This window comes from Pseudomonas fluorescens, assembly GCF_030344995.1.
Lineage (GTDB): Bacteria > Pseudomonadota > Gammaproteobacteria > Pseudomonadales > Pseudomonadaceae > Aquipseudomonas > Aquipseudomonas fluorescens_BF.
In genome coordinates, this window is record NZ_CP128260.1 from 1,371,110 (window position 1) to 1,394,689 (window position 23,580).

Consider the following 23,580-nt stretch of genomic DNA (forward strand, 5'->3'; position numbering starts at 1 on the left):
TGCAAAAGTGTGGGGGAGGGGATCAGTCGGAGAAACTACCCTGCAATCGCTCGGCGCGAAACTCCAGGGTTTGCGGGCGATAACCGGGACGCAGCGGCGGCATCGGCAAACAGTCTTCCCAATTGCCGCCAGCCTGCAATTCGCCGGGGCCGCGATAGCGCGGGGCGGCGTATTGATTGTCGGCCAGGTTCACGGTGTCGCCCGGCGCATACGCCGCGATGCGCCAGCGCAGTTCGGTCAGCGGCACGTCGTTGCCATTGTTCATCTTGAGCAGCAGCGGGCGGTCGGCGGGACAGTGTTCGGGGGCATAGACGATGCGCAGTTCAAGCCGCGCCAGTTGTTTGACCTCGCGGTTGTCCAGCCACACCACCCACATCGCCACCAGCCCGAGGCCGACCGCGGCAGCCATCGACACCGGCAAGGCTTTGGCCGGGTAGCGCAACAGCAGGATCAGCCAGGTAATGACCAGCAAGACGCCGATGAACATGTTCGAACGCTCCTTGAACTCTTGATGACCATCCTACCGAAGGGGCGCGGGAATGGACATTCGTGGATGGCGCGAGGGTGCCGTCGGTCGGGACTGTAGTTTCTGACAGTAGCCGAAACAGCGCTGAGCTTGCTCAGATGCCAGAGTCACAACGAGTGCCGGTTGCGGAGAAGCGCGCTCCATGAGCTTGCACATCAATACGCCGAGGATGTCTGTGTTCGAGCCGCGCGGCTTGTCGGTTCGCACGGTCGACTATTGTCGGGTCATCGAGGACGGGCCTGTCGAGCCCCGGATCAACCGCACCCTGCATGACCCGGCGGGGCATGCGGTGAAACAGTGGGACCCGCGACTTTGGCTTTCGCAAGTCGGGGACCCGCTGACGCCGGCCAACCTGACGCAGGCGTTTAGCCTGGACGCCACGGTGATTCGCTCGGACAGCGTCGATGCCGGTACGCAAATCGAGTTGAAAGGACTCGCCGCACAAACGATGTTCAGTTGGGACAGCCGTCAGACGCGACGCGAGATCGAGTACGACAATTTGCTGCGCCCTGTCGCGATATTCGAAGAAGGAACAGGCGAGCTTCGGCGTTGTGTCGAGAGATTGACCTACGGTCATCCCGACAGCGGGGATCAGTCGCGAAACCAGTTCGGTCAGCTGATTCGTCATGACCATCCGGCCGGCAGCGTGCTGTTCACCGCGTTTGCAATCAGCGGCCCCTGCACCGAAGACACCCGCCACTTCACACTCGATCCGCTGACACCCGACTGGCCGGAGCAGGAGGCGGATCGTCTGCGGCTGCTGGAGCCAGGCGTCGGTGCAACATCGCGGTGGCGCCATGGTGCGCTCGGCGATGTACTGGAGCAAACGGATGCTCGAGACAACCGGCATACATTCACGCTGACCGTCGATGGCCGTTTGCGCGAGCGCCGATTGCAGTTGAAGGGGGAACCCGAGCAGATCCTGATGACTGACATTCGCTACAACGCGCAAGGCAATGTCACTCGGCAAACCGCTGGCAATCGTGTGCACACCACCCGGACCTATCGCCCCGAAGACGATCGCCTGCTGGGCCTTCGGTCCGAAGACGCTCACGGTCTCGTGCTGCAACACCTGAGTTATGAATACGACAGGATGGGCAATGTCCTGAGTATCGAAGACAAGGCGCTGCCGATCCGTTACTTCTCCAACCAGCGGATCGATCCGGCCAGCCGCTTTGTCTACGACAGCCTTGACCAGTTGATCATGGCTTTCGGCTGGGAAGCCGGAAGTGCCAGTCAAGGCCCGCAATCGACGGGGCGCGTCGATCCGGCGGCGGTCAGTAACTATCAGCAGATTTACGAATATGATCCCGGCGGCAACCTGCGCAACCTGATTCATGTCGGCCCGCAAAGCCACGGGCGCAAACTGCAACCGACGAGTTACAGCAATCGCTCTTTGCCTTACGAGGACGTGCCTCCCGGCGACCCGGAAATCGAAGCTGCCTACGACCGCAGAGGCAACCTGCTGCTGTTGGAACCGGGGCGGATGCTGAGCTGGAACCTGCGTAACCAACTGCAATCAGTCAGCCCGGTGGAACGCACCTCCGGGCTCAACGACCAGGAGATCTATCTCTACGATGGCAGCCGTCAGCGGGTACGCAAGATCCGTTCTTCGTTAACCAGTGCCCGAACCCTGGTTGCCGATGTGCGCTATTTGCCCGGGCTGGAGTTGCGAACCGACAACGGTACCGGTGAACGGTTACAGGTCATCACGGCCGAGGACGAATTGAACAGTATTCGAGTGCTGCACTGGGCGAGCCCGCCGCCTTCGGGAATCAACAATCGGTATCGATATGCAGGCTCGGATCATTTGGGTTCGGTCAGTCTGGAAACCGCCGATGACGGCGCGGTGATCAGCCGTGAAACATTTCACCCATTCGGAACCAGTGCCAGGCAGGACGGGGAGTTCAGCTACAAATTCGTCCGTTACTCGGGCAAGGAGCGCGATGCCAGCGGGCTTGATTACTACGGTTACCGCTACTACATCCCGTGGTTGCAAAAATGGAGCAATCCGGATCCGGCGGGGGAAGTAGATGGATTGGACCTCTACCGGATGGTCCGCAACAACCCGATGACGTTTTTTGACGAGCAGGGCGAGGTGTCAAAATCCGATTCGGCGAGCGGAATTTTTGACCTGTATAAAGCCAGTTACAGCGCGACTGACAGAACGTTTCCCTACAGGATGATGAGCGAGATCACACAGAACAAGCTCAAGTTTCTGACCACAAGGGCAACCGCTCAGGTGCTTGAAAAAACCAAGTCACAACGCTTCAGTTTGCGCCACTACTCTTCCTATGGAGATAGTGGTGACGCACCACCTTTCAAGACGATCGAATCAAACTTTTCGCTGGTTAAAAACAATGTGATGACCTTGGGTGGAAAGGGCGGAAATACCAGTGAAAAAGACTGGACCAAAGCCGGGAATATGGGTTTCACGTTCTTCTTGCTGGCGATCAACGGGGAGGTCAACGAGCGCGCCTTTCTCAAAACGAAGACACATTTCGCGGAATATGACCTGGATGATGACACAGTGCTTGAAGCCGCTTTCGGGAAAGGCTTCAGCAATCTAGAGATTTTCGCATCGCCTGACGTGCTTGATCCCAAGCATTCGGCAGACATGGGCAAAGTGCCGATGGTCAAAGGCACCTTGATGGACATGAAAGCGCTGCTTTTGGGTAACTCGGGTATCAGTCCGGTGCAGGTGGGAAGGATGGACTCCCGTGCATTGCTGGACAAAATTGATCATGCATTTGGTGGCAGTCTTGAGATCAAAGTGCCTGGAACCATCAACGTCAGTCATTGGCAAAAAAAATCGACGGCAGCCATACGCAAAGCAGCATGATCAAAAAAAGCCCCCGCCCGCACTTCGATGATTTTCAGCGGGATCTTGCCCGGGTTGCGCGAAGGAGACCGTTGGTCGGGACTGTAATTTCTGACAGTAGCCGAAACAGCGCTGAGCTTGCTCAGATGCCAGAGTCACAACGAGTGCCGGTTGCGGAGAAGCGCGCTCCATGAGCTTGCACATCAATACGCCGAGGATGTCTGTGTTCGAGCCGCGCGGCTTGTCGGTTCGCACGGTCGACTATTGTCGGGTCATCGAGGACGGGCCTGTCGAGCCCCGGATCAACCGCACCCTGCATGACGCGGCGGGGCATGCGGTGAAACAGTGGGACCCGCGACTTTGGCTTTCGCAAGCCGGGGACCCGCTGACGTCGGCCAACCTGACGCAGGCGTTTAGCCTGGACGCCACGGTGATTCGCTCGGACAGCGTCGATGCCGGTACGCAAATCGAGTTGAAAGGGCTCGCCACGCAAACGGTGCTCGGTTGGGACAGCCGTCAGATGCAGCGCGAGATCGAGCACGACAATTTGCTGCGCCCCGTCGCGATATTCGAACAGGGGGCAGGTGAGCCTCGGCGTTGTGTCGAACGCCTGACCTACGGTCATCCCGACAGCGGGGATCAGTCGCGAAACCAGTTCGGTCAGCTGATTCGTCATGACCATCCGGCCGGCAGCGTGCTGTTCACCGCGTTTGCAATCAGCGGCCCCTGCACCGAAGACACCCGCCACTTCACACTCGATCCGCTGACACCCGACTGGCCGGAGCAGGAGGCGGATCGTCTGCGGCTGCTGGAGCCAGGCGTCGGTGCAACATCGCGGTGGCGCCATGGTGCACTCGGCGATGTATTGGAGCAGACGGACGCCCGAGACAACCGGCATACATTTGCGCTGACCATCGATGGCCGCTTGCGCGAGCGCCGTTTGCAGTTGAAGGGGGAGCCTGAGCAGGTCCTGGTCACTGACATCCGCTACAACGCGCAAGGCAATGTCACTCGGCAAACCGCTGGCAACCGTGTGCAAACCTCCCGGACCTATCGCCCCGAAGATGATCGCCTGTCGGGCCTATGGTCCGAAGACGCTCACGGTCTCGTGCTGCAACACCTGAGTTATGAATACGACAGGATGGGCAATGTCCTGAGTATCGAAGACAAGGCGCTGCCGATCCGTTACTTCGCCAACCAGCGGATCGATCCGGCCAGCCGCTTTGTCTACGACAGCCTTGACCAGTTGATCATGGCTTTCGGCTGGGAAGCCGGGAGTGCCAGTCAAGGCCCGCAATCGACGGGGCGCGTCGATCCTGCGGCGGTCTGTAACTATCAGCAGATTTACGAATATGATCCCGGCGGCAACCTGCGCAATCTGATTCATGTCGGCCCGCAAAGCCACGGGCGCAAACTGCAACCGACGAGTTACAGCAATCGCGCGCTCTCTTATGACGACATACCCCCCGACGACGCTCAGATTGAAGCCGCCTACGATCGCAGAGGCAACCTGCTGCAGTTGGAGCCGGGGCGGCCGCTGACCTGGAGTCTGCGCAACCAACTGCAATCGGTCAGTCCGGTCGAACGTGCTTCCGGTACCAATGACAGCGAGACTTATCTCTACGATGGCGGCCACCAGCGGGTGCGCAAGTTGCGTTCTTTGCAGACTGGCTCGCGCACCCTGATTGCCGACGTGCGCTATTTGTCTGGACTGGAGTTGCGCGGCGACACCGGCATCGGCACCGGCGAACGGTTGCAAGTCATCATTGCCGACAACGCTCGGGTACAGCACTGGGAGAGCCCGCCGCCTTCGGGACTCAACAATCGGTATCGATACCAGCATGTCGATCACCTGGGTTCGGTCAGTCTGGAAACCGCCGATGACGGTGCGGTGATCAGCCGGGAAACATTTCACCCTTTCGGCACCAGCGCCTGGCAGGACGGCGAACTCAACTACAGATTCGTCCGTTACTCAGGTAAAGAGCGTGATGCGACCGGGCTGTACTACTACGGCTTTCGCTATTACATCTCGTGGCTGCAGCGCTGGCTGAATCCTGACCCGGCGGGTGCAATCGATGGGCATAACCGGTTTTGGGCGATGCGCAACAGTCCAGTCGTCTATGTGGATAACGATGGGCGGGCACCCAATAGAACGTTATCGACGAAAGCGCCCGATCAGGTTTATCACGACCTGGCGCAACAGGGGAAAATCGAGGGCTGGCAAGCCGCAGGCATGCAACCGATCCGCAACTTTTTTGAACGCAGTGAAGACCCGAACGTGCAAGCCTACCGACGGGAAATTCCCCGTGCTCTGGAAGAGTTGAGCGCAAATGACAATAGGCGGTTGCTCAACACCCATCAGGCCCACGTGATTGCCGCCGCACGGATCCAGACCGCTTCGCCTTCGGGAGCGGTGCTGTATCACTCGGGTGAAATCATGTCCGCTGCCATCAGCACGGTCATAGGCGAACAGGCCACGAGCCGCATCATGGGGCCCCTGTCTGTGGCGTTCAACAGCCCTGTAGAGGATCCGCAAGTGTTGGCAGCAAGGCGCGACGCTGTGGCCTCCGGCTTTGTCGAAGCGGGCAGGGCGGCGTTTCGCTCCAGCCGGCCGGCAGTGCGGGTGGTCGGGGCTGTGAGCATGGCAATGGGCAATGCGATGAGGGTGTCGGAATCCGCAACTGTCACCCAGTACAGAATGTTGTCTTCGACACCGGAGTCTGGTGCCGTGATGCTCAGTGCGCAACGCACAGCATTTGAGCAACCGGTGAGACCTGTCATGGTTACCGAATCACCGTCGTCGCAGGCTGAGCCAGGGCACAATCGGCCTAGCGCTTTGGCTCGAACTTTGCTCGCGGTGGCGTCTGAATCACAGGCTTCCAGTGGAGTACGTACAAGACGCGCGTCACCCCCGGGGCAGATGCAATGTGGTCCGAGCAGAAGATTGTCTCGCGGTTAAATATCAAAGCCCCCGCCCAACCCGCTGCGGATAGGGGACGCAGCGGGCCGGGCGGGGGCTTCTTATTGCAGAGCGATCACTGCGCGATGGTTTTCACCGACACGCCGCGTTCGATCGGGGTGGAGCGACCGTAGATATCCTCGAAGCGCTCGATATCGTCTTCGCCCAGGTAGGAGCCCGACTGCACTTCGATGATTTCCAGCGGGATCTTGCCCGGGTTGCGCAGGCGATGGACCGAGGCGATCGGGATATAGGTCGACTGGTTTTCGCAGAGCAGGAACACGTTCTCGTCGCAGGTCACTTCGGCAGTGCCGCTGACCACGATCCAGTGTTCGGCGCGGTGGTGGTGCATCTGCAGCGACAGACACGCGCCCGGTTTGACCGAGATGTGCTTGACCTGGAAGCGCCCGCCCATGTCCACCGAGTCGTAGGAGCCCCACGGACGGTAGACCTCGCAGTGGTTCTGGGTTTCGCTGCGGCCCTGCTCGTTGAGTGTGTTGACCATCTGCTTGACGCCTTGGACCTTGTCCTTGTGGGCGATCATCATGGCGTCCTTGGTTTCGACCACCACGATGTTTTCCAGACCGATCACCGACACCAGTTTGCCGTTGCCGTGGATCATGCAGTTCTTGCTGTCCTGGATCACCACATCGCCCTTGCTGACGTTGCCGTTGGCGTCCTTCTCGTTGACTTCCCACAGCGACGACCAGCAGCCGACATCACTCCAGCCTGCCGACAGCGGCACCACGCAGGCGCGCTGGGTTTTTTCCATCACGGAGTAGTCGATGGAGTTGTCCGGGCAGCAGGCGAAGGTGGCTTCGTCGAAGGTGATGGTGTCGGCGTCCTGAGCGCTGCGCTCAAGGGTCAGCAGGCAGGTGTCGTAGATGTCCGGATCGTGCTTTTTCAGCTCTTCGAGGAAGCGGCTGGCGCGGAACAGGAACATGCCGCTGTTCCAGTAGTAACCGCCGGACTCGACGTACTCGGTGGCGCGTTTGACGTCGGGTTTTTCCACGAAGTGCGAGACGCGGCTGACGCCTTCCGGCAGCAGCGAATCGCCGGTCGACTTGATGTAGCCGTAGCCGGTTTCCGGTTTGGTGGCCGGTACGCCGAACAGCACCATCTCGCCGTTTTCTGCCGCTACGGTGGCCAGGGCCAGCGCACGTTGCAGGGCTTTCTGGTCTTCGAGGACGTGGTCAGCCGGCAGTACCAGCATCAGTTCGTCGCGACCTTCATTGACCAGCATCATCGCGGTGAGCGCCACGGCTGGCGCGGTGTTGCGACCGAACGGTTCCATCAGGATGCGCTGGCATTCGAGGTTTCGGGTGCTCAACTGCTCGTTGACGATGAAGCGGTGATCCTTGTTGCAGACCACGATCGGAGTGTCCATGCCTTCGAACACCAGGCGTTCGAGGGTTTGCTGGAACAGCGTGTGTTCGCCGGTCAGGGCGAGGAACTGCTTGGGAAACTGCTTGCGCGAAAGCGGCCAAAGACGTGAACCGCTACCACCTGACAAGATCACCGGAATCATATTGTTTACTCCATAAAATCGATTGGGTTAGAGCCACGAACCTGTGTCGTTTCACTCTTGTTTTTGTCTCGTATCCGAACTGACAACCCGGTCAAGGGGGGGAGGGGGCTTACTCCCGAAGGCGGTGCATCAGTCGACATATCTGTTGAATGTCGGACCGCTTTCGCGAGCAAGCCCGCTCCCACAGGGGAACTGCGTCAGTTCAGAAAAGGATTAGCGAGTCGACACCGGGCGTTTCACCCAGACTGGCGACAGGTTGCTGCCGTTGCCGGTGACGTACAGCACCGCTGCTTCACCGCGCTCCAGGGCGACCGGTTTCACGTCGCCGACTTTCTTGTCGCCCTCGTACAGTGCAAGGCTGACTTTCACCGGGTTGATTTCACGCTCGCCACGGCCCTTGGCGGCCACGTTCGGCACCACGTCGGTCTTGCCGTCGGCGGTTTTCAGGGTCAGCGGTTTGTCGCTGAGGTTCTGCACGCGCACCAAGGATTTCTGCTTGTTCTTGAACGGCGGTTCTTCGATCAGTTGCGGCGCGCCGGAGGCGTTGTTGACCAGGGTGTAGTAGTGATCACCGGCAAGTTTCACCGGCAGGGTCTGGCTGCCGATCTTGGCGCTGTAGTCGCCGCCCGGCATGAAGCTGAAATCGCTGCTGGCCAGTGGTGCAACGTCGCTCAGATTGGTGCTGCCGACGGTGGCGCTGACTTCGGCGTTGCTGGCGTTGTAGACCCGCACGAAGGTCGAGCCTTTGGGTGCGGTCGGGCCGTACAGCGCGGCGTCACCACCGGCAAAGGCCTGGACCGACAGCACGCTGAGGCCAGCGACCAGAGCAATGCGTTTGGCGAGACGACGAGGAGTTGTAGTGAAAGTCATGGTGTACCTCTCTTTCAGTTTTGCGCCCGATCGGGCGTCTCGGATTTAGTGTTTACTGCTACGTTTTGTTGGCGCGCGCCGGCTTGTTTAAGCTCTGCGACCCACTGCGGGTCGGCGTCGCCGATTTCGTTGTTCACAGGCAGATATCGTTCAGGAAACTCCCAGATCAGCACCTGTGGCGGGCTGTTCTTGAAGTCATCGCTTTTCAGGTAGCTGAGCATCGGCAGGATCGGGCCGTGGCCGTCTTCTGCGTAGTTGACGACGTCGCTGTGCAGCGCTTGCTTGAGCGCACCGACGAAGTTCCAGTTGGGGTTGGCGCTGTAGCTGGTGCCGATCAGCGCGACCGGCACTTCGCTGTTGGCGAACAGGGCGTCGTCACCGGCAGGCTGCTCGGCGGCGGCCACGGTGTTGCGCTTTTGCAGCGGCTCTTGCGCCGGCATCAGGTTTTCGAACAGCGGATCCAGCGGCAGGAACAGACGCAGGTCGCCCTTGTGCGTGACCTTCTCCGCAGGCGTCGTGACGAAGCGCTGCGGCTCGCCGCTGAGCGGAAACTTGTCAGCGATGGTTTTGGCCAGGGTGTTGGCGGCGATTTCCGCGCCTTCCGGGGTCCAGTGGGTGTCGGTGCGCAGGAACACTTGCTGACCGTTCTGCTTGGCTTTTTGCAGCGGGCCGAGCAGGTCGGGGGCGAGGATCTTGTCCGCCGCGACACGGGCGTGGAAGTCCTGATAAAGGTTGGCGTGGATGCTCGCCGGTTTCACTTCACCCAGGTGTTCCGGGTACAGGCGAACCTTGGCCGGCACGATCGCCATCACCAGTTTCACGCCTTTCTCTTTCAGGGTCTGGCGCACGCCTTCGACCAGCGCGTAGTTGCCTTGCAGGTTCAGCTCTTCGTTAACGATCGGGTTGAATTCCTCGTCGCTGTACAACCACTGATCGCGACCGAGCACCACGCCCGGACGACCTTCGTTGAACAGTTTGAAATCCAGCGCGGCCCAGAGGTTGGTGCCCAGGCGCTTGATCGGGAATTCATCGTCGTAATGGGTTTCCACGGCTTTGGTCCAGCGGCCGTTGAGCACCGTCGCGTCGGCGTTGGTGCTGAAGCCGAAGAAGCTGCGCACCGACCACAGACCGAGCACCAGCAGGGTCACCAGAAACAGCGCGATGTAGAAGATGCGTAATGAGCGGGTCATGTCAGATCCCTCAGAACTGGAAGTAAAGGAACGGCGAGAAGCTTTGCGCCGAGAGTTTGAGAATCGAGGCGATGAACAGCAGCAGGATCACGGCGCGCATTGCGTAGCGCGACCAGTCCGCCGTCCAGTACGCCGGTTGCACCTGGGCGTCGACGCCGACGGTGTAGCCAGGCTCGTGGATGCTCGCCGGGTTTTCGCCAGGCGCTGCCTTGATCAGGCCCGGTTGCGCACCGGCAGGGCCATCGCTTTCGACGTTGACCTCAGGTTTGGTTTTGGCCGGAGGCTGGTTGGTGTACAGGTCACGCAGGCCGAAGAACGCCAGCGTCACGTAAGCCACCACCAGAGTTGCCACTTGCAGGCCGGTGAGGCTGGCCTGGTTGAGTTCCGACAGCGACCAGTCGCCGAAGCTGAACATCGCGCCGTACATGCGCCCGGCAACGTGCAGGTTTTCGGCGCGGAAGATCACCCAGCCCATGACCACCAGCAGGAAGGTCAGCGCCCAGCGGATCGGGTTGAGGCTGCGCGGCGAAGTGTTGAGGCCCAGCGCTTTTTCAATCGCCAGCCACATGCCGTGCCACGCACCCCAGACGATGTAGGTGATGTTCGCGCCGTGCCACAGACCACCGAGCAGCATGGTCAGGAACAGGTTGCGATAGGTCATCAGCGTGCCTTTACGGTTACCGCCGAGAGTGATGTAGAGGTAGTCACGCAGCCACGTCGACAGGCTGATGTGCCAGCGGCGCCAGAACTCGGTGATCGACTGGCTGATGTAAGGCTGCTTGAAGTTTTCCATGAAGCGGAAACCCATCATCAGGCCCAGGCCGATGGCCATGTCGCTGTAACCGGAGAAGTCGAAATACAGCTGCGCGGTGTAGGCCAGCGCGCCGAGCCAGGCATCGCCCGTGGTCGGGTTTTGCAGGGCGAAGCAATGGTCAGCCACCACGGCAAGGGTGTCGGCGATAAAGACCTTCTTGATGAAACCCTGCATGAACCGCGTGCAGCCCTCGGAGAACTTGTCGAGGGTGTGGGTGCGGTTGTTGAACTGGTCGGCCAGGTCACGGAAACGCAGCACGGGACCTGCGATCAGGTGCGGGAAGATCGCCACGAACGCCGCGAAGTCGATCAGGTTGCGGGTGGCCGGGGTGTCGCCGCGGTAGACGTCGATGATGTAGCTGATCGACTCGAAGATGTAGAACGAGATACCGATCGGCAGCAGCACGTGGGTAAGGATGAACGGCTCGAGACCGACCGACGTCATCATCGCGTTGATGCTGTCGACGCCGAAGTTGGCGTACTTGAAGTAGCCGAGGATGCACAGGTCCACCGCCACGCCGAGCAGCAGCCAGCGCTGTGCCGGTTTGGTGCGCACGCCGGCGGCGCCGACTTTGAGGCCGATCCAGTAGTTCCACAGGGTGACGCCGGCGAACAGCGCCAGGAAGTCCACCCGCCACCACGCGTAGAACACGTAGCTGGCGATCAGCAGCAGCAGGTTGCGATAGCGTTGCCCGCTCAGGTAGTACAAGCCGAGAAAGATCGGCAAGAACAGAAACAGGAACACGTTGGATGAAAATACCATCCCGATCTCTCCATGTTTGAACCAACAGTCAAGGGCCAAAGCCCCCCCAAACCCCCCGTGGTGTTGGAGGGGTGAAACGGTGTTTCTTTGAAGGTTGTGGGTGGCCTTGCGACCGCAGCCCTCACCCCCCGCCCTCTCCCGGAGGGAGAGGGAGCCTGATCTCTGGTGCTGCCAATATCGAGATCGACTCGATGTATCAGGTCGGCGGATTTCTCATAAGCACCTCGGTCAGTTCCCTCTCCCTCCGGGAGAGGGTTAGGGTGAGGGGCTTTTGCCTTTTGCTTCTCATGACCCCTTGTTGCCCTTTTCATGGGACGGGTCGTAGACCTTGGTCAGGTCGCCACCGAGTCGGAAGGTCTTGAATGGCTGCATCCCGTGCTTCTTCTCGATCACATCCGGCGAACAGGTGTAGAGGGTGCAGAACGGCTCAAGCCAGGCGAATTTCATGTCCTCTTTCAGATCGGTCATGTCCTGCTCTTTGCCGTTCTTCTTCTCGAAGTCCTCGGGATCTTTCACCCCTGCCAGCACCCGGTCACCCAGACGTTTCAGCGCGCCGTTGTTTTCCTGACGCAGATCCACACCGTTGACCTGGGCGAAACTGGCGATCATTGCCAGCGGCGGCAGGGCGTAGTTGTGATAGGCGAGGGCGCGTTGCTGGCGCTTGAGTTCGTTCGGCAGGTAACCGTCGGCATCGACCTGATTGACCCCGACCTTGTATTCCTTGACCGCCCAATCGAACAGGTCGCGGCGGTTGGTGGCGACCGATGTCGCCATCACCGACCAGGCTGCCCAGTAGGAGTGGTTGTTGGTTTTTTCCAGCGGCAGGTTGTCCCAGTCGCTGACCACCTGATCGGCCATCTTGCTGAACCAGGCCTCGATCAACTGCGCTTCCTGCTGGTGCTGAGCCAGCGGATGGGAGTCGGAGAACTTCAGGCGGATGTACGAAGAGGCCATGCTGCCCAGTGCCCATTTGCGCATCGACTTGCCGGTGTGGTTGAAATCCTTCGACATCAACGCATCGGCCTTGGCCCACGCGGTGAGCCAGTTCAGCGTGCAGTCGAGCTGCTCCGGGCGACCGTCGCGCATGAACTGCATCACCCGCTTGGCGGTGCCGCGCTCCAGGGTGGTGATGTCTTTGGTGGTGTCGCGAAAGGCCTTTTCCGACTGCACGTTCAGCGTTGCGCGGGCCTTGTCCGAGCCTTCGTACTTGCTGCGAAATTGCAGCGGCCCGGTGTAGGGCGCCGGCATCGCGTCGCAGCCTTCGCTCTTGTCACCGGTCTTGAATTTATCCACAGGCGCAAAGTAGCCCTGAGGAGGACGCAGTGGCGCGGCGGCCTGCGCGGTGCCGGCGAAGATCGCCAGCCCGAGCAGCGTCGGCGCCAGAAGAGTTTTCAGTTTCGGATTTCGCATAGCAGACCTCATTGCCCGACCTGAGCGGTTTGTGGCCCAGCGCCCGGGAATACGTTGCGTTTGCAGATTTTCGCTTCGACTTTCTGTGGCGCGGTGCCCGCTTCCGGGCCCTGGACTTCGACCGCCAGCAGGTTTTGCGAGGCCCAGTCTTCGTCCGTGCGCAGTTCAAAGGCGAAACGACCGTCGGTGTCGGAGGTTTCCGGTTTCTCGATCTTGATGTCCTCGTGGCGACCGTTCATGTACCAGAGGGTGGCTTGCAGGGTTTTCACCGAGGTGTCGGCGAAGCGGATGTCGACCTGATGGCTGCTGTTCTGCAGGTTCAGGTTCTTGCTGTTGACCAGCAGTTCTTGCTTGCTGCCCGGCTTGAGCGTGGTGCTCGCGGACATTTGCGCGTCTTTGCCTTCGCAGCCGTTGTCGAGCAGGGACATCATCTGGCGATAGATGGTTTCCTGGTCGAGGCGGTACAGCGGCGAGAATTCCCAGATGAGGATTTTCGGCGGAGTCTTCTGGAATTCGTCGCTGCCCAGGTACTGCAACATCGAGCCTTCCAGACCGCCGCCGGGGAAGGCGACGTTGAGAATGTCGGCGCCGATGGCTTCTTCAAGGAACCCGGCGAAGTTGTAGTTCTTGCCGCTGTGCGAAGTACCTACAAGGGTGATCTGCGGGTTGCCGGAATCACCGAACAGATCGCCGTCACCCGCTTCGCCTTTCGGCTCGGTGGTGAACTGATCCATGTACTGGATCGCGTAACTGGTGCCGCACAGTTGCCCGGCCATGTTGTGCAGGGTGCCGGTCTTGCCCATGCGTCCGGAGCGTTTGGTTTCGAATTCACGCTTGGGAATGTCGGCGAAGGCCGGGATCTGCTTGACCTTCTCGGCGACGATTTTCGCCGTGCGCTGGGCACCGTATGGCGTCCAGTGCTGATCACCGCGGAAGTAGAAGTCGTGGGCGGGCAGGGTGTCCGGCAGCGATTCGTTGGTCAGCGGCGACAGGTCCGGCACCACGTAACCCATCTTCGCGAAACGGCCGAGCATGGTCTTGTAGTTGCCCAGTGCTTTCTCGTAATCGAACGCGGCTTTTTCTGCCGGGTTGAGCTTGTTGCGGTTCACCAGACCACGGGTCGGCTGATAGACGATCACCAGTTCGACGCCTTTGGCCTTGAACGCATCGTGCAGCTGTTGCAGGCGTTTGTAGCCGGCCGGGGTAGTGTTGAATTCGGTGCGCAGGTCTTCCTGGGTCCGGAACAACCAGTCGCCCTGGGCTTGCACCAGCGTGGTGAAGTTCTGCTGATAACGCGTGGTGTAGTTCTTCGCGTCATGAGCGGCCGGACACAGACTGCAGCAGGGTTCGGCGGTGAATTTCGGTGGCTGGACTTCATCTGCGCGGGCGCTATTGCTGGCCGCCAGAATGCCCACGGTCAGGGCCGACAGGCTGAGTAATTTGATCAGGTGTGGGTGCATAAAATTATCCTCAGTCCCGCATTTCGGTCTGGCGTTCGACAGGGTCGATCAGCACGGCTTTCTGCTGGCGCACCAGCAGGTCGAGAATTTCATCCTGGCGCTCGCCGAGGATGCCGTTGAAGCTGATGCCGCTGGATTTGGTCGGCGCCAGCATCGACACGCGATACAGCTCGACACTCAGCGGCGAATCGATCGACAGCGGGCCGCTGCCGTTGGCCGCCAGTTCACCGCCGACCACGATCAGCGAGACCTGGGCGTCGAACGGGTCGAGCTTGATGTCACGGTCGGTGTCGGTCAGGTCCTTGATGTGCCCGTAGACGCCGGTCAGGCCGTTGGCCATGGCGACGTTTTCGTAGAGGCGGATGTTCACGCTGTTACGAATGCGGATGCCGTGGCGCTTGTTGCTGATGACCTTGTTGCCCCACAGCAGGTTGTCGGCGGACTCGTAGAGGGTGATGCCGTCGGTGTGGTTCTTGTAGATCTCGTTGTAGGCGATCAGGTTGTTCACGCTGTTACGGTCGATCACCAGGCCCGAGAGGTGGTTGTCGTAGCTCTTGTTGTTGAAGATGAAGCTGTCGTTCACCTCGCGGGAAATGATGATCCCGTGCTTCTTCTTCGTGCCGTACACCGTGTTCTCGGCAATGATCAGACCGTGGGAACGGTCGTGCGGGTCGATGCCGTAGACGATGTTGTCCTTGTAGGTGTTGCCCTTGACCACGAAGTCGCGGGTCTCGTAGCAGTAGAAGCCGTACCACATGTCCGAGAACTCGGAGCCGACGATCCAGCCGGTCGGCTCGGGACGCTTGAGCACCTTGGCCATGTTCGGCGTGTACTGGGAAATACTCACCCCGTAGGACTTACTGTTGGCGTAGCCGAAGCTGGCCATCTTGCTGTTGACGATGTAGGTCTCGGTGCCGCCCCAGGCCAGCAGGAACGGGCGGAATTCCTTTGGCGAACGGAACGTTGCCGGGCCGTTTTCCTTCTCGCGCCAGCCAGTGACCTTGGTGTCACGCACGAACAGCTGACCGTTGTTGACCAGGAACGAACCGGCCTCCTGGGACAGGCGCAACTCCTGGGTCTGGCCGTCGATTTCGAGGATGCCTTTGCGGCCGACCACGATAGGCAATTTGGCCAGATACACGCCCGGCGAGGTTTCGCTGAAGTACTGCTTGGGCAGCTTCTGCGCCAGCTCCTTCAGGTTCATGTAGCCGTCGTCGACGAAGATCGCCTGCGGGATGCCGTGCTGACGCACCACCCATTCGGCCATCTTGTTGTCGCCGCCGATGAAGTCCTTCAGGGCGTCTTCCTGCATCATCCGGCGCACGCTGATCTTGCCCGGTTTGCTGCGCACGATTTTCGCGGCGGCGGCTTCGGCGGTGTAGCCGGAGAGGTCGGGCAATTTCGGCTTGGCCAGTTCCAGCGCTTCGGTCGGCGCGCTGCTGACGGTGTAGGTCTTGGCCTGTTGCAACTCCTTCGCGGTGGTCACAGGCTTGGCTGGTTCCACATTGGCGAAGGCGCCGGCCGAGGCCAGCAGCATCGCGCCGGCCAGCAGGCTGAGTGAGCCTTTGCGGGCACTGTTCATGTCGGGCACTCCCTTGGCGGTCAGCATCAGAAGCGCCAGATCACGTCGATGAACGCGCGGTGCATGTACGAATCAACTTGGCTGCCATAGGCATCACCCGGCTTGAACACGCCGCCACGGAAACGCACCAGCGCCGAAGGCTCGTCGATCGACTGGCTCAACGCCGCCGGCAGCAAGCCTTGCTTGAAGTACTTGGTGACCACCAGATCCATTTCCTGGCCCAGATCCTTGTTGCCGTCCTGCAGTGGCAGCGAGGTGCTGGAGAGGATCGCGCCGGTGACGTCGTCGGTATTGTTTTCCACGGCGTTGATGCCGTTGCTGCCCACCGGCTTGTTGCCGTCCACACGCCAGAACTTGTGGTAGATCAGGCTGGCGTCGTACTGGTCGTTGAGCATCCACGAACCGAACAGCGTGGCGGTCTGCATGTTGTTCATTTCGCCACGGAAGGCCTCGCCGAAACGGTGAACCCGCGAACGAGTACCGGTGTAGTTCGAGCGGTTGCTTTCCAGGCCGTTCTGTTCGTAATCGGCGCTGGCGCGGGCATAGGCCGCACCGACCTGCCACTGCGGATCGAGGCGCAGACGCACACCAATATCGGTGGCCCAGCCGTCGACGTTGTCGCTGCGCTTGGCCTGGGCCGGACGCGTGCCGTCGGCGTTGAGGGCGTTGACCGTGTCGCGATCGCCGCTCATGCCGGTGATGCTGCCCCAGTAGTTGACGGTGTTGGTGTTGCGCCAGTTGTAGGCGTCGCTGTCGGCGGTCAGGCCGAGCCAGCTGATGTCGCCGTTCTCTTTCTTGTCCAGCGAATCGCCAGCCACGCCCGGCTCCGGATAGTCGAGCTTGCCGTCGTCATGGGTGTGGTGGCCGCGAATGCCGACCCAGTTGCCCGGTGTCCACTGGTAAGCGGCATCGGCGTAGGCGTGCAGGCGATCCTTGTCTTTTGGCGCCAGCTCCTTGAGGTCGGTGCGGTATTCGCTGAAGCGTTCGGCGACACCGGCGTTGGCCCGCAGCAGGGTGGTGTCGAAGGTCCAGTTCAGGGCTTCGATGTTGGTGTCGCGCCACTGGCCGTCGTCGTTGCGCAGGCGCTGGCGACCGAACTTGAGGATCTCGCCGGGGTAGGGCGTCAGGCCGCTGTAGCCGACCCAGAATTCGCGCATCGCCAGGTAGTTTTTCTTGGTCTTGCGGTCGCCGTTGTCGGTGGTCTGAGTGCCTTCGCTGTCGGACTGCTGCAGGGTGTCGGTCTCGATGATGTCGGTCGAGGTCACAGCCTGGCCCATGGCGTAGGCGCTCCACGCGCCGCTTTCGCCGTAGACCCACGGACGCAGGTCGAGGCCGACGCCGTTGACGTCGCCGCCGCTGGCGGTGCCGAGGTCGCGGTCGTCTTCGGACTGGCCGGTGATTTTCACTTCGAGGCCGAAGTTCTTCGATTCAGTCATCGCGGCCAGGGTCGGGCAAGACCAGATCAGCGCGAACGTGAGGCCAATGCCGGCCTTCACAAAGGGATTCAATTTCATAATTTTTCCTCGCCGTCTTCTTCTTGCAGGGCGTGCAGTTGCAGCGTGTTCTGGCTCAGGGCGCCACGGGTCGCCTGTTCCTGTTGCAGCAGGCGCTGGGCTTCGGCCAGACGCTCGGGCGGCAGTTGCGCGGCGAGGGTGGTCGCCAGCTCATCGGCTTGCGGCGTGTTTTGGGCTTTTGCCAACTGGCTGAACACGTAGGCGTTGAGCGGGTCGGGCTTGGTGCCCTTGCCTTGGGAGAACAGCTGGGCGATGGCGAAGTCGGCGCTGTTCTGGCCGTTGCGCGCAGCGGTCAGCAGATGGTCGAGGGCCTTCTGCGGATAGACCTTGCCCAGGTAGCCACGGCGGTAGATCTGGCCGAGGTAGTAGTCGGCGGCGACTTCGCGGCCGACGGCTTTCTGGAAATGTTCCTCAGCGACTTTCGCGTCGGCCGGGACCAGTTTGCCTTCGTAGTAGAGCTTGCCCAGCAACAGTTCGGCGCGCGGCTGGTCGGCGGCTCGGCCGTTGTCCAGGTACTTCATCATCTGATCGATGTCGCCCAGTTCCGGGAAGTCATACAGCAGTTGCGCGAGGGTGACCCACGAGGCCGGGTAGCCCGGCGCGATCGGCTCGAGCAGCGACTGTGCGGTTTTTTCGTCGGTCTTGCCCAGGGTCGAATCGGCCAGCACACGAGCCACCGAATCCACCCGCTGAGCGCTGACAGTGCCGCGGCTGTAACCGGCCTGCAGCTGCTTGATCAGCTCGGCCTGTTGCTCCGGCGCGCCACGTTTCTGATAGACCGTGGCCAGCTCGACGTAGCAGATGTCGGTGGTGTTGAGCGCGGCCTTGCAGATTTTTTCCACGTCATCCAGATGCTGGTCGTAAGTGCCTTGGGTGCGATACAGCAGCACCTGAGCGAGACCGGCTTCCGGGTAACCGGATTTGCGCCACTGATCGATCTGCTGCTGAGCGTTGATGTTCGGGAAGCTGTGCGGGAATTGCAGGTACAGCATCGCGAGCGGGATCAACGTGTTGCCTTCGCCACTGGCGGCGGCTTTCTTCAGCAGGCTTTCGGCCTCCTGATGCTCGGCCTCGGTGGAGCCGGGCTTGGCCACCAGCAAGCGACCGAGTCGGGCCTGGGCACGCGGCGAAACACTGGCGGCGGCGCGGTAGGTGGCTTCGGCCTGTTTCATCTGTTCCGGGTCGCGGCTGTCGACCTGGATGTCAGCGAGGCCCACCTGGGCTTCGCTGTAACCCAGATCGGCCAGCGCACGGTAGTTCTGCGCGGCGGTCGCGGTGTCACCGCGCTTGAGCGCTTCGTTGGCCAGACGCTGGTCGGGCAGGCCGGCGCAACCGGCCAGACTGACTGCCAATGCAACTGCACACAGAGGACCCATGTGGGAGCGGGCTTGCTCGCGAAGGCGGTGTGTCAGCCCACACTGATTTTGAATGTTGAACCGCATTCGCGAGCAAGCCCGCTCCCACAAGGGCTGCGGCGTGTTCAAAAGAGTAGGAATCGTCACAGGCATGTCCTCGACTTAAAGACCGGCAGCCATGGCTTTGTCGATCAGCCAGTTCAGGTTCGGACCACGGTCGCTGTTCACTTCCACCGGGCGGCCGGCGAAGCTGCTGTCCAGCGGCTCGTCTGGCTGGATCTGCACGCGGATGTCGGAGGACAGGTCGGCGCTTTTCAGGCTGGTGCTGCTGACGATCTTGCCGGTGCGGGTCTTGTCTTCGCCGGCGATCTGGAAGCTCACCGGGGTGCCCGGACGCACGTCGCCGAACTGGCGATAGGAGAAGCGAGCATCGACGGTGGCCTGGGTGTTGCGCGGTACCAGCGAGAAGATCACGTCACCCTTGCTCGCGTACTGACCGTCGGCCACCAGTTGCTGGGCCACGGTGCAATCGCACGGCGAGGTCAGGGTGCCGGTCATCTGCTTGCCGAACAGTTCTTCAACCTTGGCCGGTTGCAGTTGATCTTCGTCCAGATGGCCTTTGAGCACGTCGAGCATGCTGGTGCTGAACGTCGCCAGCGGTGCGCCCTTGGCGGCAACGCCGTCGGACTTTACCAGGCTCTGCACGGTGCCGTCGCGCGGCATGGTGATGTTCATGCCCGGCACGCTGACCAGACCGGCCTGCGCATGGCTGACGAAGTACATGCTGTACACCGATTTGAAAATGAATCCCGCCGCCACCAGGCCGACCGCGAAGACACCGGCGCTGAAGGTCACGGCTTTCAGGCGACCGAACGGGGTCATGCCGGAGCCACCATCCTTGACCTTGCGCGCCTTGGTGAAGTTGTCGCGCTGCAGGGTCGCGAGTACTTCACCGATGCTGACGATGTCGCCGGCCAGGTGCGAAGTGATCAGGTGGCGCAGGGTCGAAATGTCCTGCGGTTCGAGGTTCTGAAACTGGCAACCGGCACGACCGGTCTGGCGGTCGAAGGAGCGCACCTGCAGCTCCACGTCCATGGCCAGGCCGAGGTTGTCGATGACGAATTGCAGACGCGCCTTGTACACCTCGCCGACGGTCAGCGGCAGTTGACCGGCATTGAACGCCAGGCCACCGGCAGACAGGTCGATGACGCGCGCATCGACGGGCGTCCGGTCAGGGCCGAAGAACCGCAGCTTGGCCGGGATTTTGACCCGGGCGTGCTGGCGCTGGGCTTCGGATTCATGCACTACGTTGACGTTGACGGCGGTATTCATAGGGGCGATTTCCTTGTTAATTCAAGAGGGGGCGGGTCAGACCATCATCAGCAGCACGGCGACGAAAATGCTGCCGGCGGAGAAGGTCATGGTCCGAGACGACCAGGTGTTGAACCAACGTTGAAAGCTGGCGAGATCACGGGTCAGGGCAGTGGGTTGTCGGGTCCAGGATTGTTGGTCGAGGCGGAAGAACACGTAGATCTTCACCAGCGCGCCGACGATCTGGTTGTAATAGAGAATTGCCGGGTAGGCCGGACCGATCCGGTGGCCCGAGCACGACAGCAACAGCGTCAGGATCAGGCGGGTGATGCCGATCCACAGCAGGTAAACCAGGATGAACGCGGTGCCGTACTTGAAGCTGGCGATGATTGCCACGGTCAGACCGAGCAAAGATGTCCACATCGAAACGCGCTGGTCGAACAGCACCACCGAGGTGAAGGCACCGAGGCGTTTCACGCCCAGGCCCAGAGCCCGGGAGTTCTGCCGCAGGTTGTTGCCGTACCAGCGGAACATCAGTTTGCGGCTGGCCTTGATGAAGCTCTTTTCAGGCGGGTGCTCAACGGTGTTGATCGCCGCGTCCGGCACGTAGAAGGTGTCGTAGCCCAGGCGCATCAGGCTGAACCAGCTCGACTTGTCGTCGCCGGTCAGGAACTTGAAACGGCCCAGGCGCCAGTGTTGCAGCGAGTCGCTTTCGACGTCGGCGATGAATTCCGGGTTGGTCACCACGGTGGCGCGGAACACCGACATGCGCCCGGTCATGGTCAGCACGCGCTTGGACAGGGCCATCGAGCACATGTTGATGTGGCGCTGGGCGAAACGCAGCTTGTGCCACTCGCTCATGATGTAGCCGCCGCGCACTTCGCAGAATTCGTTGGTGGTCAGGCCGCCGACGTTGCCGAACAGCTGGAACCACGGCACGGTCTTGCGCACGGTGCCTTCGCCGAGCACGGTGTCGCCGTCGATCACGGCCACCACGGCGCGGTCGTCCGGCAGGTGACGGGAGATCGCGCGGAAACCAAACGCCAGGCCATCGCGCTTGCCGGTGCCGGGGATGCGCACGAAGTCGAGCTTCACGCGTTCTGGCGGATTCATCCGCGCCCACAGCGCCTTGACCAGCAGCTCATCGGACATTTCGACGATGGAGCAGACCACGGTGGTCGGCAGTTCGCAGTCGATGGCTTCGCGGATCACCGAGCTGTAAACCTGCGCGGTGGTCAACGCGTCGATACGGAAGCTGGTGACCATCAGAAACACATGCGACGGGTCAGCAGCCTTACCCAGCTTGCGAACCTTGCGGCGCAGGTGCGGGTAGACGATGTAGAGAAAAATCATGCCGCGCACAAAGTGCGTGGCACCCATCGAGTAGCGCCAGATACCCACGGCGCCAATCAGGAAAATGAAGTCCTTCGACTCGGAGTCGAACGTGGACGTGGGCAGCATCAGGGCCAGGCCCATCAGCAGGCTCAGAAACAAAAGCCAGCCGGCGGATTGCAGAAAAAAATGTTTGAGCTTGGACATGACCGTCATCCGAAGGTGATGGGGGCTTCAAGCCGCCGCCGATTCACGGCGTGCGGCTTGAAACTCGGGGCTTGCTGCTGCGTTACCAGCAGATGCCTTCGGTGCGGGTGCCGGCATCGGTGGCCTTGGCCATGAAGCCGACCAGGTCGATGACCTGCTTGCCGTGCGGGGCCTGTTGGGCCAGCGCGCGGAACTTCTCGTCGCGGTTGCCGAGGATGATCACGTCGGAGTTGTCGATCACCGAATCGAAGTCCGCGTTGAGCAGGGACGACACGTGCGGGATCTTCGACTCGATGTAGTCCTTGTTCGCGCCGTGGACACGGGCGTACTGGACGTTGCTGTCGTAGATGCTCAGGTCGTAACCCTTGCCGATCAGCATCTCGGCCAGTTCCACCAGCGGGCTTTCGCGCAGGTCGTCGGTGCCGGCCTTGAAGCTCAGGCCGAGCAGGGCGACTTTGCGTTTGTCGTGGCTTTCAACGATGTCGAACGCGTTCTGCACTTGCGATTCGTTGCTGCGCATCAGCGAGTTGAGCAGCGGCGCTTCGACGTCCAGGGAACCGGCGCGGTAGGTCAGGGCGCGCACGTCTTTGGGCAGGCACGAACCGCCGAACGCGAAGCCCGGACGCATGTAGTACTGGGACAGGTTGAGGGTCTTGTCCTGGCAGACGACCTCCATCACTTCGCGGCCATCGACGCCCACCGCTTTGGCGATGTTGCCGATCTCGTTGGCGAAGGTCACTTTGGTGGCGTGCCAGACGTTGCAGGTGTACTTGATCATCTCGGCGACGGCGATGTCCTTGCGGATGATCGGTGCGTCGAGTTCTTCGTACAGCGATTGCAGAACGTCGCCCGACGCCTTGTCGAACTCGCCGATGACGGTCATCGGTGGCAGGTCGTAGTCGGCGATCGCGGTGGATTCACGCAGGAACTCAGGGTTCACGGCGACACCGAAATCAACACCGGCTTTCTTGCCGGAGCAGTCTTCGAGGATCGGGATGACAACGTTTGCCACGGTGCCCGGCAGAACGGTGCTGCGCACGACGATGGTGTGACGGGTGGTTTTTTCACGCAGGACAAAACCGATCTCGCGGCATACCGCTTCGATGTAGTTCAGTTCCAGGTCGCCGTTCTTCTTGCTTGGCGTGCCGACGCAGATCATCGACAGGTCGGTGTCGCGAATCGCCTCGGCGAAGTTGGTCGTGCCGCGCAGACGACCGGTCTGGATACCTTGTGCCAGCAACTCGCCCAGGCCCGGTTCGACAATGGGAGATTTGCCAGCGTTGATCATGTCGATCTTGTCTTTGGCAACATCGACGCCAACCACGTCATGGCCCCGTGCAGACAGGCAACCGGCACAGACTGCACCGACGTAACCCAAACCAAATATGCTGATGCGCATCGCAATTACCTCTGTATATATCAGGCCCTTAGAAGGCCGGAGTTAATGGTGTTCAGCGGTCTTAGTGCACTCGAAAGTGTGACTTGCAGGCGTCACAATGCCGTGTGCAGGCATACTTAAGTTCCGAGTGTCTAAATAAGTGCACTCAAGATGTGCGCAACCAGGCCTTGTTGTTATGACGTGCCCCGTTATGCAGCTGATCCTCTGGTCAGAGGGCTCTTGTGCAATCGTATTGCGCGCTCGATGTCAGGCGGAGGGCCTGTAGATCGGGCGGTTGGGTGCTCTGGCGAGCACGTTTATAAGGGCGCGGCCTTGGCCTTGTAGGGGATATTAATGGTGCGTATCTCCTGTCCTTCGCTAGTTGTCCAGAGTTGTTTATCCATTGGGGCAAGTTGCTGTGACAACTTGGTTACATGGGTTAGTTCTCTGCGTAAGTTATCTCGTACAAACTCGGCGAGAATCGTTACCGGTGGTATGAGCTATGCATTTGGACATAGTTCCTGTCCGCTCATCGCGAAATCTGAAATTTTTTGAAATATT

At 60.7% G+C, this 23,580-nt stretch carries 15 protein-coding genes; 2 read left to right on the top strand and 13 right to left on the bottom strand.

From position 1 onward, the window contains the following. Positions 1–22: 22 nt before the first annotated feature. Positions 23–487 (bottom strand): multidrug transporter, encoded by a 465-nt coding sequence (locus QR290_RS06095; RefSeq protein WP_085690590.1) that lies wholly within the window; start codon positions 485–487, stop codon positions 23–25. 181 nt (positions 488–668) lie between these two features. Here QR290_RS06095 and QR290_RS06100 point away from each other — a divergent pair, with 181 nt between their 5' ends. Together QR290_RS06100 and QR290_RS06105 are read left to right on the top strand one after the other, a co-directional pair. Then, entirely contained in the window at positions 669–3,368 is a 2,700-nt protein-coding gene (locus tag QR290_RS06100) for an RHS repeat domain-containing protein (protein ID WP_115076617.1), read from the top strand. A 169-nt stretch (positions 3,369–3,537) separates the two neighbouring features. After that, positions 3,538–6,306, top strand: a complete 2,769-nt coding sequence (locus tag QR290_RS06105) for an RHS repeat domain-containing protein (protein ID WP_289204547.1) — start codon at positions 3,538–3,540, stop codon at positions 6,304–6,306. A gap of 76 nt (positions 6,307–6,382) precedes the next feature. On the opposite strand, the gene QR290_RS06110 is transcribed toward QR290_RS06105, so the two are convergent. The 12 genes from QR290_RS06110 to QR290_RS06165 all read right to left on the bottom strand — a co-directional run bounded on the left by QR290_RS06110 (position 6,383) and on the right by QR290_RS06165 (position 23,040). Beyond that, positions 6,383–7,834: a mannose-1-phosphate guanylyltransferase/mannose-6-phosphate isomerase gene (locus tag QR290_RS06110; RefSeq protein WP_289204548.1), complete on the bottom strand. Its 1,452-nt coding sequence runs from the start codon at positions 7,832–7,834 to the stop codon at positions 6,383–6,385. A gap of 213 nt (positions 7,835–8,047) precedes the next feature. Next, positions 8,048–8,704 (bottom strand): alginate O-acetyltransferase AlgF, encoded by a 657-nt coding sequence (locus tag QR290_RS06115; protein ID WP_114881477.1) that lies wholly within the window; start codon positions 8,702–8,704, stop codon positions 8,048–8,050. A gap of 14 nt (positions 8,705–8,718) precedes the next feature. After that, a complete protein-coding gene (locus QR290_RS06120; RefSeq protein ID WP_265812261.1) occupies positions 8,719–9,894 on the bottom strand; it encodes an alginate O-acetyltransferase in 1,176 nt (391 codons plus the stop codon). 10 nt (positions 9,895–9,904) lie between these two features. Further along, positions 9,905–11,470, bottom strand: a complete 1,566-nt coding sequence (locus QR290_RS06125) for an MBOAT family O-acyltransferase (protein ID WP_289204549.1) — start codon at positions 11,468–11,470, stop codon at positions 9,905–9,907. 285 nt (positions 11,471–11,755) lie between these two features. Beyond that, positions 11,756–12,880: a mannuronate-specific alginate lyase gene (locus QR290_RS06130; protein WP_115076623.1), complete on the bottom strand. Its 1,125-nt coding sequence runs from the start codon at positions 12,878–12,880 to the stop codon at positions 11,756–11,758. Between the two features lie 8 nt (positions 12,881–12,888). Continuing rightward, positions 12,889–14,340, bottom strand: coding sequence for an alginate O-acetyltransferase (locus QR290_RS06135; protein WP_289204550.1), 1,452 nt, complete (start codon positions 14,338–14,340; stop codon positions 12,889–12,891). Positions 14,341–14,350: 10 nt separating this feature from the next. Then, a complete protein-coding gene (gene algG / locus QR290_RS06140) occupies positions 14,351–15,922 on the bottom strand; it encodes a mannuronan 5-epimerase AlgG (RefSeq protein WP_289204551.1) in 1,572 nt (523 codons plus the stop codon). Positions 15,923–15,948: 26 nt separating this feature from the next. Next, a complete protein-coding gene (locus QR290_RS06145; RefSeq protein WP_085608137.1) occupies positions 15,949–17,436 on the bottom strand; it encodes an alginate export family protein in 1,488 nt (495 codons plus the stop codon). After that, entirely contained in the window at positions 17,433–18,938 is a 1,506-nt protein-coding gene (gene algK / locus QR290_RS06150; protein WP_205350847.1) for an alginate biosynthesis TPR repeat lipoprotein AlgK, read from the bottom strand. Before algK ends, QR290_RS06145 begins: the two co-directional genes overlap by 4 nt. Positions 18,939–18,953: 15 nt before the next feature. Beyond that, entirely contained in the window at positions 18,954–20,123 is a 1,170-nt protein-coding gene (locus QR290_RS06155; protein WP_289204552.1) for an alginate biosynthesis protein Alg44, read from the bottom strand. Between the two features lie 36 nt (positions 20,124–20,159). Further along, positions 20,160–21,641 carry a mannuronan synthase gene (gene alg8 / locus QR290_RS06160; RefSeq protein WP_162803806.1) on the bottom strand — a complete coding sequence of 494 codons (1,482 nt, stop codon included), beginning with the start codon at positions 21,639–21,641 and terminating at the stop codon, positions 20,160–20,162. Positions 21,642–21,723: 82 nt separating this feature from the next. Further along, the gene (locus QR290_RS06165; RefSeq protein WP_115076628.1) at positions 21,724–23,040 is read right to left on the bottom strand and encodes a nucleotide sugar dehydrogenase; all 1,317 of its coding nucleotides are present in this window, start codon (positions 23,038–23,040) and stop codon (positions 21,724–21,726) included. Positions 23,041–23,580: the final 540 nt, after the last annotated feature.